Here is a 13,383-nt window from a genome sequence, read left to right as displayed (position 1 = left end):
AGTCTTCAATTCTGTTTTTTGCATTTTGAAATCCCCATTAATATTCAATTCATTAGATGTGCAATAACTTTATTTTGTATTTAGTTTAATCGATAATATGATCAAGAAGAGGAAAAAACTGAAATAAATAATACGTTTTAATCCCTTCAATAAATTCTCAGACTCTTTTTACATTTTTATTGCTCATTATAATGATAATCAAAACAATAAGATATCTTTTTTACCATTTCGTAAAAACATATGATAAATAAAACAAAAAAGTTATATGAATTCATTGAGGAGGGTGAGTGTGCGTAAAATCCGGAAAGCAGTATTCCCAGTAGCAGGTCTTGGTACGCGTTTTCTTCCTGCGACAAAAACGATTCCTAAAGAAATGCTAACAGTTGTTGATAAACCTGTTATTCAATATGTTGTGGATGAGGCGAGGGAAGCTGGTATTGAGCATTTTATTTTTGTGACTGGACGTAACAAAGCAGTCATTGAGGATTATTTTGATGCGCAAGTTGAATTATACACGATACTTGCTGAATGTGGAAAGAAAGAAGATCTTGCACACTTATACCGTTTACAGCCATTACCAGGGTCAACTTCTTTCACTCGGCAACAGCAACCTTTGGGATTAGGGCATGCTCTTTGGTGTGCACGTGAATTAGTTGCAGGGGAACCTTTTGCTTTGTTATTACCGGATATGTTGATACAAGCGAAAAAGGGCTGTCTTTCTGAAATGATGAGCCTTTATGAAAAGGTGGGTGGGGGAAATATTATAGCAGTTCAGGAATGCGATCCTAGAGAAACACATAAATATGGTATTGTTGGGAAAGGCAAACAGATTGCAAATGGTTTTGAAATCACAAAAATGGTAGAGAAACCAGCACAAGGTACGGCACCATCAAATTTGTACATCAATGGACGTTATATTTTGCAGCCAGAAATTTTTAATATTCTTTCCACTCAAGAACGGGGAACAGGAAATGAAATTCAATTAACAGATGCTATGATACGGCTTTCAAATGAGCAAGATTTTTGGGGTTTGCAAGTAAAAGGGCGCACTTTTGATTGCGGTTCTAAAGCTGGTTTTATTGAAGCCAACGTTGCATTTTCTTTGGCACGCGCTGATATGCACAGCCACGTTTCTGCTTCATTGAAAAATTTACTAGAAACCATTAATGTCGAAAAGTGATATAGATCTCTCACTTAATTTTATTGGTCGAATTTGATTATGACAATATCGTCTCCTCATATGGCTTTGCAAGGTGCAGTAGCATCAGCGCTTAAAACACTTGCTAGTGAAAAGCAGGGGCTTGAAGCTCTTGAAAAAGCTCTTCTGGAAAGTCTTTCTTCTTCTTTTGAAGCGGCTGTTCAAACTATTAGAAATGCTCGTGGACATGTGGTTATTACTGGTCTTGGAAAAAGTGGTCATATAGGGACAAAAATTGCAGCAACCTTAGCCTCAACTGGAACACCTGCCTTTTTTGTTCACGCTGCAGAAGCCAATCATGGTGATCTTGGTATGATTGGCTCTGATGACGTTATTCTTGCTTTATCATGGTCTGGTGAAACTCAAGAGTTAAGTGGTATTATAAGTTATGCGGCGCGTTTTCGTATCCCCCTTATTGCGATGACATCAAGTAAGCACTCTGTGTTAGGACGACAAGCTGATATTGTACTATTATTACCAAAGATAGAAGAGGCGTGCCCCCATGGTTTAGCCCCTACAACTTCAACAATTATGCAATTGGCAATGGGAGATGCATTAGCGGTTTCTCTTTTAGAAATGCGTGGTTTTACCGCAACGGATTTCAAAATATATCATCCTGGTGGTTCTCTTGGTGCAAGCCTTAAATACGTGTGTGATATTATGCATGAGGGTGATAATATTCCTTTGGTTATGCAGGGAACAGCTATGACTGAAGCGATGAATGTTTTGGTGGAAAAACATTTTGGTTGTGTTGGTGTTGTGAATCAAGAAGGTGAACTAATCGGAATTGTAACTGATGGCGATCTTGCACGTAACATTCATTTTAATTTATCAAAATTTAATGTTGACGAGGTGATGACCAAAGCTCCTAAAGTTGTAAAGCCAAATACACTTGTTGGTGCAGCAACAGCTTTTATTAATGATCATCAGATTGGTGCATTTTTTGTGGTTGAAGATAAAAAACCGATAGGAATTGTTCATTTTCATGATCTTTTGCGCATTGGCGCTGCTTAGATTAAAGTTCCCTATCAAATAAAATGTTATTTTAGGTTGAAATAGATTGAATGATACAAAGTTACAATTTTATTGTGAGGTGGCTTTACTGATATTTTGTGGAAGAAAATGATTATTTTACGCATTTCATAATGTTTAGAAAATTTTCAGGGTAAAGATTATACCAGCCTCTTTGCGTATTTTAGAGAGGATTTTCTATCAGGAGGAGAAAGGATATCGCCTCCTGCTTAATGTGTGTGCTCCCTCTGTTCTTAAGAGAGGTTTCCCTTGTACTTTGTTAAGATTTCCGCTTAAGGAAAAACTGTGCTCCTGTATGTGAGGTGCAGAGAAGTTGTGTGGCGTCATATGACATTGTACAATTGACTCTAGAAATTGTTCCACGGAGAATAGAGCGTATTTCAATTTCTATATTTTGGGCATTGAGATAATTATATGCTCCTTCTGATAGTTTTTCTTCTGTATCTGCTGCATGCGTTTCAAAAACACCATTGTGGAAAGAAGAAATAATACCATTCTCATCAACCCATTTTCCATCAATTCCAGTTGGCATATTTGAGTTATAATATCGCGAAAAGTTACAGGCACTTAACAGCAAGGCGGTAATTGTAAGACATAAAATATGATAGGTATGTTTCATTTATTGCACTCTATTTAGATTATTTTGCTCTCTAGTTTCTATAACATTATTAAATTACCCCATGAGTCAATATGAAAAATTTGATAAAAATCAATGAAAAAGCAAAAAAATGGAAAAAAATGCCTTAATGTTGTATTTAATTGACAGCTTGATGAATTTCGTAAGTGAAACACAAGAGGTAAAATATTTCTTATGGTTTACAACAATTTTTATATTAAGCTGCTAAGTAGTCTCAAAGGAGATTATTGACATTATGGTTGGTCCCATTCTTGTTGCGAGTGAAGATTATGGAAGACGTATAGAACTTTCTTCTATGCTGCGAGGTTTTGGTTATCGTGTCATTGAAGCAGAAAATGGTCTCCGTACGATTGATCTTTTACACAGGCGTAAAAACATTGTGCTTGCACTCCTTGATGTCGTTATGAGTGATTTGAGTGTGAGCGATTTGATTAAAATGATTAGAGTTGCTGGTGTTTCTGTTCCTATTGTCGTTATAGCACAACAAGAGAATCAGCATTTACTCCAGAAAGCTTTAACAGCTGGAGCTATTGATTATTGGATCCATCCAGTAACATTATTACGTGTAAGAGTTACTTTGGATATCCTTGCTCTTATTTCTGCCTTGGAGCATGAGGTTCGAGATATTCGGCGAAAAAAAGAGAATCATTTACGGTTTTCTGATCTTTGCGTAAAAAGTAGAGCTATGCAGATAGTATTAGAACAATCGAGACAAGCAGCAACTTCTTTACAGAATCTTTTGATAGAGGGAGAAGCTGGAACAGGACGTGAGACATTAGCTCGGATTATTCATCATGAGGGATTATTTTCGGAGGGTGTTTTTGTTCGCTTTCAATGTTCAGCCATCGTTGATCCAGAAGAAGAAAATCAGCAGTGGTTTAAAGAATTCCTACCATTGGTTTCTTCTCTTGAAAAAGGGACACTTTGCCTTTGTGATATTGATCGACTTGAGCCCATACAGCAAAAACGGTTTGCTCATTACCTTAAAGAAAGGGAAAGGGATACAAAAGGAGATTTTTTTCCTTTTCGGATCATCGCTATTTCAACATCGCGTTTAAAGGACTTGGTTAATGAGAACTTTTTTTTGCATAGTTTGTTTGAACAATTTTCTCACTTGTCTATTAGCGTTCCTGCTTTACGAGAATTAAGGGATGATTTTCCAGAGATCACACAACGTTTGATTGATCGCATTATCACAGAAACAGGGCGATCACATGTCCATGGTTTAGCAGGCTCTGCTCTTTCCTTGCTTATGCAGTATGATTGGCCTGGCAATAGAAATGAGCTTGAAACCTTTTTATTTCGTGCGATTTTACTCAGTGAAGGACCGTTATTAACTGTTCGAGATTTTCCGCAATTAATGGGAAATTCATTAATGAATGTTCCCAATATCATTGAGGGTAATATGCAAGAAGATAATGAGCAAGAATCGATAAAATTTTTGAATACTGATGGGCATGTACGTACTTTTGCAGAAATGGAGCATGATATTATAGAGAAAGCGATTAAACATTATAAAGGACATATGAGTGAGATTGCGCGTCGCCTTCATATTGGTCGCTCTACACTTTATAGAAAAATGGAAGAATTGAGAGCAATAAGAAATCAAGAACGAAAGTAAATTCATAACAAATTTCTCTTCATGACAAGCAAGCGTTTCAAAAAATAGAGTGAATTTTGATAAAGTCCGTGGGGGAAAGCTGAAGAAAACAATCATTTATTGTAAAATTTATCTATAGTGGATGATTTTGTTGATTTAAATCAAATATAAATTTTATGTGACTATTTTAATCGTTTGTTTCAATTTATACAATTTTAGTTAAGTTTACATTTATTAAAACAGAGAAGCATTTTTAAAAACTTTTAAATACTACCGCTAAAATTTTTGTATCATCAATATTAAATTTATACTCTCTTAAGCAAGAAGTGGCATTTTATCTGCTATACGATTAAGATAAAGTGATTAGTGTTATCGTTTGCATTACTGATGATGTGATAGTTTAAAATAGAAAGTTTGCCCTCTTTGACTCTTTTACAGATTGTTATTGGTTTTGTCCTCTTTTTTTTTATTGCATCTATGTTGGCAATCTACACCTATGGGCGTTTTGTGAAAAATGCTAGGGGAAAATGTTCTTATGCGTTACCTCTTCAGAAAGATGAAACTAAGCTTGATCGTATCGTCAGTCAATTAGCTGAGAAAGAAAATGGATTGGGGATTGATAAAGATGCCCTTTCCCTCATTATCAGCAATTTGGATGCGTTTTGTGTTCGGGCAATAGGAGCTGCAGAGGCTGGGCGTAGCCTTGATCTGATGTATTATATTTGGGATGATGATTTAACGGGGCGCCTATTATTAAGTGAAATAGTTGAGGCAGCTGATCGAGGGGTTCGGGTACGGCTTCTTTTGGATGATATTAATGCTCAGGCACGTGATCCAGCTTATATTGCGCTAGATAAACATCCTCACATTGAGGTGAGAATGTTTAATCCAGGGCGATCGCGTAAAGGTGGTTTACGCCGTGGTTTAGAAATTATATTACGGGCAATTACTGTAACACGTAGAATGCATAATAAAGCTTTTATTGTTGATGGCAGGGTCGCTTTTGTAGGAGGACGTAATCTTGCAGATTCTTATTTTGATGCTGGTAAAGAATCCCATTTTCGAGATTTAGATTTGATGTTAATCGGTCCTTCTGTTAAAAAGGTAGAAAGTATCTTTGATGATTTTTGGAATAGTGCTGTTGTTTTGCCAATTCATACTTTGGTTGTTCCTAAAAGCGCAAGTGATCTTAGCTATTGGAAAGATAAATTACGAAAGTTTCGTGATTCCAAAGTTGCAAAAGTTTATTTAGATTATGTCAAAGAGCACATTAACTTTAATTGTTTTATCCAAACAGGAAAGCGGTTATTTTTAGCAGACAAAGTTGTTGTTCTTTCTGACCCTCCAGAAAAAGCATTGCGTAAAAAAGCAAGTAATTGGCTTATGAAGGCACTTTCAAAGGTTATTGGAAATGCCCAAAAAACGGTTCAGATTACGTCACCTTATTTTGTTCCTGGTAAGGTTGGCACGCAGAATTTTAGTAATTTGGTTTCAAAAGGTGTTGATGTCAAAATTCTGACAAATTCTTTAGCAGCTACTGATGTAGCATTAGTGCATGGTGGTTATGTACCTTATCGTAAGGCATTGTTGAAAAGTGGTGTTAATCTTTATGAATTAAAAGCGGAAGGCAATACTCATGGGTTACGATTGTTTCGATCGAGTAAGGCAAGTCTACATGCCAAAGCTTTTTTAATTGATCGTAAAACAGCTTTTATTGGATCTTTAAATTTTGATCCAAGATCAGCATCATTAAATACAGAAATGGGCATTCTTTTTGAATGTGCTCCCATTACAGCAAGATTAGATTTGTTGTTTTCTGAAGAAACCACAGGGGAAATGAGCTATCATCTGCGTCTTGGTGATAATAATCGTATTTATTGGGATTTTATTGAAAATGAAAAAAAATATAGCATTGACTATGAGCCAGAAAGCAATTTTTGGCGTCGCGCATTTGCAAAAATAATAAGTTGGTTACCTATTGAATCACAATTGTAAATTTTTATAAACCACACTTAAAAAAAATATTTATTTTTCTTTTCATTTTGTTTGTAGCATGGCATAATTTTTTGCCAATCTACCATGTATGAGAACCGCAGTTGTATTTTAAAGCTTCTTGCGGTGTTTTATTATAAAAGGAATTTTGATATGGCAAAGATTGTTGAAACGGGGACAGGTGCATTGGCACTGACTTTTGATGATGTACTTTTACAACCCGGTCATTCTCTTGTTATGCCTAGTCAAGTGGATCTCAGTACGCGCATTGCAGCGGATATTAAGCTCAATTTGCCATTGCTTTCTGCGGCAATGGATACGGTAACAGAATCGCGTTTGGCAATTGCTATGGCTCAAGCTGGTGGTCTTGGGGTTATTCATCGTAATATGTCTCCTGCAGAGCAGGCAGAAGAAGTTCGCCAAGTAAAAAAGTTTGAATCTGGTATGGTTGTTAATCCAGTCACCATTGGACCAGATGCAACACTTGAAGAAGCAAAATCTTTGATGCGCTCTCATGGTATTTCCGGTATTCCGGTTGTTGAAAATGGTGCTAAAGGTGAAACTGCTGGACGGCTTGTTGGCATTTTGACAAATAGGGATGTGCGTTTTGCATCGGATCCTAAACAAAAAATTTATGAATTAATGACGCATGAAAATTTAATCACAGTGCGTGAAAATGTTCAACTCAATGAAGCGAAGTATCTTTTACATCATCATCGTATTGAAAAATTATTAGTTGTGGATGAACAGAATCGTTGTGTCGGACTGATAACAGTTAAGGATATTGAAAAAGCAAAATTAAATCCAAACGCTGCCAAAGATTCACAAGGTCGCTTGCGTGTTGCAGCTGCAAGTAGTGTAGGGAACGATGGGTTTGAGCGGGCTGAACGATTAATTGATGCAGGCGTTGATATTCTAGTAATTGATACTGCACATGGACATTCTCAGCGTGTATTAGACACTGTTGAGCGTATTAAAAAAATGACGTTTTCTCCAGCTATTATTGCTGGTAATGTGGCGACTGCTCAAGCAACACAGGCTTTGATTGACAGTGGTGCGGATGCTATAAAAGTTGGGATTGGTCCTGGTTCTATTTGCACAACGCGAATTGTTGCAGGTGTTGGTGTTCCTCAGCTTGCAGCCATTATGAATGCTGCAGAAGTTGCTGAAAAAGCGGGCATTCCCGTTATTGCTGATGGGGGGATAAAAGCTTCGGGTGATTTTGCTAAAGCCTTAGCAGGTGGGGCTTGTGCTGCTATGATTGGCTCTCTTTTAGCGGGTACAGAAGAAAGTCCTGGCGAAGTTTATCTTTATCAAGGACGATCCTTTAAAGCTTATCGCGGCATGGGATCTGTTGGTGCTATGGCACGAGGATCGGCAGATCGCTATTTTCAAGATGATGTTCGTGATGAACTTAAGTTGGTTCCTGAGGGTGTGGAGGGGCAGGTGGCTTATAAAGGTCCTATAGCATCAGTTCTACATCAGCTTGCTGGTGGACTTCGTGCTTCGATGGGGTATGTTGGAGCAAAAGATCTCGTAGAGTTTCGTGAAAAAGCAACGTTTGTACGTATTACGAATGCGGGACTCCATGAAAGTCATACGCATGATGTTTCTATCACACGAGAGAGTCCAAATTATCGTGGGCCAGTTTAAAGATACAAGAGCCTAATATCATATTGCATAAATATAAAATTTGCCGAGAACAAGAAAGAGAGACTGCGCTTTTTCTGTTTGTAATTTGGTGTAATAATCCCAAAAAGGAAAGAATTAGAGGTTAAAACTCTAATTCTTTCTGTTAAGACTATATGAAATAAGTTATATAAAATTAGAATTAACTTTTTGTTGTCTTCCGTCCAGTCTTTGACGCACGTTGGCGAGTGTTTGTCTGATCACTTTGAACGGATTTCTTTCCGTTGTTTGAGGGCATTGTATTATGACGGCTTTTAGACGAAGTTGTTTTTCCATTATTATAAGTCATTATTTTCTCCTTTAAAATTGTCTGGCAGTTGCCATTAGAGTAAAAACGGTCATGCCAAATAGTGGTTCCAAGCATTTTCTAAAAAGTTAATTTTTTGTTGAACGTAAGATGAGCTTGTTTAATTTTATGAGAAGATTTTTTCTATTGTTCAGACAATCCTCGTAAACTTTATTTTACGCCAATAAATTAAAGAGTTTGTTTTTTTCGTAATGCATGGCGGAAATAAGTTTTTTATGGATGGCTACGTATCTTTTAGTATAAGAGGTAGAAGGATAAAAAACGAATGGGCAGAAGATGAAAGGAAAAATTTAGATACTCTAAATTGGATCTTATAAAAAAGTATGATCAGATCGTTTTAAGATTGAATGTAAATTTTTTATGGCGTTGAGAAGGTTTCATTGGCAAGAAGGCGATAATATTATTTTTTAGATGATTTAAAATTTTATTATTTTAATGGGAGAAATGAATGCGATTAGGTGGGCGTTTGCAAGCAGCAATAGATGTTCTCACAGAGATAGAAATGAAGCATCGCCCAGTAGGAGAAGCTTTAAAGGATTGGGGTCTTTCTCATCGCTTTGCTGGAGCAGGTGATCGTGCAGCTATTGGTACAATCGTTTATGATGTTTTAAGACGACGTTATTCTTTACAATGGCGTATGGAGAGTGATGATATCCGAGATATCGTTTTTGGTGCCTTATTAGATTCTGGAAAAATGACGCTGGAGCAAATTGACGGTGAGTTGACAGAAGATCGGTTTGCACCGCAGTTATTAGGGGCTAAACAGCGTAAATCGTGGCAAGGTCAGCAATTAGTGGATGCTCCAGACTATATTCGTGGTGATATTCCGCAATGGTGTCAAGCGCATCTGCGTCCTTTATTTGGTGATAATTGGATCACTGAAGCGGCTGCGTTAGCAACGCGTCCTTCTTTAGACCTACGGGTAAATAACCTAAAGGCAACACCAGAAAAGGTGCTGAAAGAATTAGCAAAAACCAAACTTAAATCTTTTCCATGGTTTGGGCAAGCTTTAAGAATTGCACCGATTGAAAAGTTTAATCGTCATCCCAATGTTCAAGTGGAACCAGCTTTTCAAAAAGGACACTTTGAAATACAGGATTTAGGATCTCAAATTGTTGCTCACCTTGTGGAAGCGCAAGAGAGCATGCAGGTATTAGATTATTGTGCAGGTGCTGGTGGCAAAACATTAGCTTTAGCTTCCGATATGAACAATCGTGGGCAAATTTATGCTTATGATTCCGATAAAGCGCGCTTAGCTCCTATTTTTGATCGTCTTCGACGCGCTGGTGTTCGTAATGTACAAACACGAGCACAAAAAGAAGAATTGAAGCCATTAATAGGCCAGATGGATAGAGTTCTACTAGATGCACCATGTAGTGGGACAGGAACATGGCGTCGTCGTCCAGATGCGAAATGGCGTTTAACATTAGAACAAGTGAAACAACGCCAAACAGAACAGAGGGATATTTTGAATGAAGCGATAGCTTATCTTAAGCCAAATGGGCGCTTAATCTATATTACCTGTTCTCTTTTTACAGATGAAAATGAGGAACAAATTTCCCATTTCCTTCAACAACATTCTCATTTTTCTCCAATAGATATGCCAGCGCTTTGGCAGAAACATTTTAGTTTTTCTCCTGTGCAACCAGTTTTTTCAAATTATGGACTTACTTTGTCGCCAGCCACAACACAAACAGATGGGTTCTTTTTATCTGTGTTGCAAAAAAAACATTGATCCATATTTTTGCACTTTTTATCATAAACTTTACGAGAATAATCTTTTTCGTAAGAAAATAGGCTTGTGAAAAGAGAAAGATTAAATCATAACTCTCATGAGTTTTCTTTTACAATTGTTGATTGGTTTTCTATGAGCATATCACATCCAGACACTGTTCTTATTATTGACTTTGGTTCACAAGTTACACAACTTATTGCACGACGGGTACGAGCAATGGGGGTATATTGTGAAATTGCTCCTTTTCAATTGGCTTTAGAAGCTGTGCGCCGCATAAATCCTAAAGCTATTATTTTATCAGGGAGTCCTTATTCCGTTATTGATGAGGGCTCTCCGCGTGCACCAATGGAAATTTTTGAGGCGGGTGTTCCGATTTTGGGTATTTGCTATGGTGAACAAGTCATGTGTGTTCAGCTTGGAGGAAAGGTTGAAGCTGGACATGAGCGTGAATTTGGGCGTGCTTTTTTGGAAGTTCAAGAAGAGAGTGCCCTTTTTGATGGAGTGTGGGAAAAAGGTTCTCGTTATCAAGTATGGATGAGCCATGGTGACCGTGTGGCAGCTTTACCAGAAGGTTTTCGTGTCATAGGAACCTCAAAAGGAGCTCCCTATGCGGCTATTGCGGATGAAAAAAGACATTTTTATGCGGTACAGTTTCATCCTGAAGTTATCCATACACCGGATGGTACAAAACTTTTGCAAAATTTTGTTCATAAGATCTCTGCTATTAAAGGCAATTGGTCAATGGCTTCTTATCGTGAGCAGGCAATTGCTACGATACGACAAAAAGTTGGGAAAAGTCGTGTGATTTGTGGTCTTTCAGGGGGAGTGGATTCATCTGTTGTAGCGGTACTCCTTCATGAAGCTATAGGAGATCAACTGACATGTATTTTGGTAGACCATGGGCTGATGCGCAAGAATGAAGCTGAAGAAGTTCTCACGCTCTTTCGTGATCATTATAATATAGAGCTTATTCACGTTAATGCTGCTGATGTGTTTCTTAATGCTTTAAAAGGTGAGACAGATCCAGAAAAAAAACGCAAAACAATTGGTCGCCTTTTTATTGAAGTTTTTGAAGAAGAAACGAAAAAAATAGGAGGTGCAGAGTTTTTAGCACAAGGAACACTTTATCCAGATGTTATTGAGAGTGTGTCTGCTATTGGTGAAACGGTAACCATTAAAAGCCATCATAATGTGGGTGGGCTACCAGAACAGATGAAGATGAAACTTGTAGAACCGTTACGTGAGCTCTTTAAGGATGAGGTTCGCTCGCTAGGACGAGAGTTAGGGCTACCGGAGCAGTTTATTGGTCGCCATCCTTTTCCAGGTCCCGGCCTTGCAATTCGGTGTCCAGGTGCTGTAACACGTGAAAAATTAGAAATTTTACGCGAAGCAGATGCTATTTATCTTGAGGAAATCCGTAAGGCCGGTCTTTATGATGAAATTTGGCAAGCTTTTGCTGTTCTTCTTCCAGTTCAAACTGTTGGTGTTATGGGGGATGGTCGCACTTATGAATTTGTTTGTGCTCTTCGCGCCGTCACATCTGTAGATGGAATGACTGCTGATTTTTATCCTTATGATATGGCGTTTTTAAGTAAGACAGCAGCACGTATTATTAACGAAGTTAGAGGGATTAATCGTGTTGTATATGATGTAACCTCAAAGCCTCCTAGTACTATTGAATGGGAATAATTAAAATGAAGGATAAGTCTTTTAAGAATAAAATATGACTGAGGGTTTGATATTCGAAAAGTGTAGAAAAAATCATTTAAAAATGATTGTGTATTTTCATATGATATAAGCTTTTATCTGGCAATCTGTACGTCAATATCGTTTAAAATTGAGAAGTGTGGGATTTTGCATGTCTGAGAAAAAAATTGTTGCACACCGTGGAGGAGCTCATCTTTATCCTGAAAATACCCTTTCGGCATTTAATAATGCTATAGCGTTAGGTGTTGATGAAGTTGAATGCGACGTTCATTTGCTAAAAAGCGGTGAAGTGGTTGTCTTTCACGACTTCCGTCTAGACCAATTGGTTGGAAAAAAGGGGTATATTCACGACATTGATAATGAAACACGCAAACAACTCTGCGTAAAAGGAAGCCAAGAAGCACCTCCCTTATTAGAAGAAGTGCTTGATCTTTTAGCACCAACGAATGTTGCATTGCATCTTGAAATCAAGACATGCGGTGAAGTGGAGCGCGAAACAATATTATCCCAAAAAGCGCTTGCGCTAATAAAAAGCCGAAATTTATCAGAACGGGTTTCTGCTATTAGTTTTGATCCTTTTATCCTTCGTCCTTTTATTGAAGCAGGAATACCATCTGGTCCATGTGTTGATAATTTCGAAGGTGATATGTACCGTCATTTTTCTGAATGGAAGCAATTAGGTTATTCTGATCTAAGTTTAGATGGCTCTATTGTTTCACAGAACTTTATTGAATCAGCTCTTGAGGCTGGTTTTACTGTAGGGGTATGGACAATTAATGGAAAAGCTCGGTTATCATATTGGCTTGATATGCCTGTACATTATATTACGACAGATCAACCTGATCTCGCATTGCAATTGTGTGCACAAAGGTAAAAATACATCAACACAAAAGGAACTATATATCTTCATAAAGTTAGCGTAATGAAAGAAGAAAAATTATCTAATATACGACAATAATACATTGATTTATAATCATAATTAATATTTTATTCATGTGAGTAAGAGACCTTAATACGTAAGATTCTCTTATTTCAAATATTTTTACAATGAATCAATCAAAATCATTCGTTTGCACATTACAAGCAGGGTTGGTGTGTGGATAAAAAATGATTGAGAAAAGAATAAAAATATTCATTTAACGTATTTTAAATGCAAGATTTGTTGAAGCATTAGGATCGCACATGATGATGTCGTTTTACACTTTTATGAAGTGTAAAAATGATGGCATACAAAAAGTCTTATATACTTTAATGGAGAGGCTTTAGGGCTTATTTTATAGGTGCTATCATGAAATGTAGATGTATTGAAAGATTTTTTAACAGCATGGAAATTGGTTATACAGTGTCATTTTGTTTTGCGTGAGGGGTGTGATCTTGTTACAGGGAAAGAGACTATTAAGCGCTTCAAAATGATTTTCTTAATTTTAAAAAAATTCTATTTGTCTCTTCTTTAAATTCAGTAGCAACATCGTGTTAAAGTTATAAG

10 protein-coding genes are annotated in these 13,383 nt (G+C 37.2%); 8 read left to right on the top strand and 2 right to left on the bottom strand.

From position 1 onward, the window contains the following. Positions 1–289: 289 nt before the first annotated feature. A complete protein-coding gene (locus ACFIL8_RS00810; RefSeq protein ID WP_375638353.1) occupies positions 290–1,180 on the top strand; it encodes a UTP--glucose-1-phosphate uridylyltransferase in 891 nt (296 codons plus the stop codon). 39 nt (positions 1,181–1,219) lie between these two features. After that, a complete protein-coding gene (locus ACFIL8_RS00805; protein WP_375613282.1) occupies positions 1,220–2,212 on the top strand; it encodes an SIS domain-containing protein in 993 nt (330 codons plus the stop codon). A gap of 277 nt (positions 2,213–2,489) precedes the next feature. Here ACFIL8_RS00805 and ACFIL8_RS00800 read toward each other — a convergent pair whose 3' ends face one another. Continuing rightward, the gene (locus ACFIL8_RS00800) at positions 2,490–2,849 is read right to left on the bottom strand and encodes a hypothetical protein (RefSeq protein ID WP_375611849.1); all 360 of its coding nucleotides are present in this window, start codon (positions 2,847–2,849) and stop codon (positions 2,490–2,492) included. Between the two features lie 253 nt (positions 2,850–3,102). Here ACFIL8_RS00800 and ACFIL8_RS00795 point away from each other — a divergent pair, with 253 nt between their 5' ends. From ACFIL8_RS00795 to guaB, 3 genes are all read left to right on the top strand, one after another. Further along, entirely contained in the window at positions 3,103–4,488 is a 1,386-nt protein-coding gene (locus tag ACFIL8_RS00795; RefSeq protein WP_375611848.1) for a sigma-54-dependent transcriptional regulator, read from the top strand. 402 nt (positions 4,489–4,890) lie between these two features. After that, positions 4,891–6,462, top strand: a complete 1,572-nt coding sequence (locus ACFIL8_RS00790) for a phospholipase D family protein (RefSeq protein ID WP_375613283.1) — start codon at positions 4,891–4,893, stop codon at positions 6,460–6,462. Between the two features lie 150 nt (positions 6,463–6,612). Continuing rightward, positions 6,613–8,112 carry an IMP dehydrogenase gene (guaB, locus tag ACFIL8_RS00785; protein ID WP_375613284.1) on the top strand — a complete coding sequence of 500 codons (1,500 nt, stop codon included), beginning with the start codon at positions 6,613–6,615 and terminating at the stop codon, positions 8,110–8,112. Between the two features lie 178 nt (positions 8,113–8,290). On the opposite strand, the gene ACFIL8_RS00780 is transcribed toward guaB, so the two are convergent. Further along, positions 8,291–8,437 (bottom strand): hypothetical protein, encoded by a 147-nt coding sequence (locus ACFIL8_RS00780; protein ID WP_273722522.1) that lies wholly within the window; start codon positions 8,435–8,437, stop codon positions 8,291–8,293. 466 nt (positions 8,438–8,903) lie between these two features. Between ACFIL8_RS00780 and ACFIL8_RS00775 the strand changes: the two genes are divergently transcribed. The 3 genes from ACFIL8_RS00775 (at position 8,904) to ACFIL8_RS00765 (ending at position 12,771) form a co-directional block, all read left to right on the top strand. Further along, complete coding sequence (locus tag ACFIL8_RS00775; RefSeq protein ID WP_375627664.1) at positions 8,904–10,190, top strand: RsmB/NOP family class I SAM-dependent RNA methyltransferase; 1,287 nt, start codon at positions 8,904–8,906, stop codon at positions 10,188–10,190. Positions 10,191–10,322: 132 nt separating this feature from the next. Next, a complete protein-coding gene (gene guaA, locus ACFIL8_RS00770) occupies positions 10,323–11,879 on the top strand; it encodes a glutamine-hydrolyzing GMP synthase (protein ID WP_375611844.1) in 1,557 nt (518 codons plus the stop codon). 169 nt (positions 11,880–12,048) lie between these two features. Then, positions 12,049–12,771, top strand: a complete 723-nt coding sequence (locus ACFIL8_RS00765; protein WP_375611843.1) for a glycerophosphodiester phosphodiesterase — start codon at positions 12,049–12,051, stop codon at positions 12,769–12,771. Positions 12,772–13,383: the final 612 nt, after the last annotated feature.

Source organism: Bartonella sp. AP57NXGY (assembly GCF_042195805.1).
Taxonomy (GTDB): domain Bacteria; phylum Pseudomonadota; class Alphaproteobacteria; order Rhizobiales; family Rhizobiaceae; genus Bartonella.
This window is presented reverse-complemented; position numbering and strand designations above follow the sequence as displayed.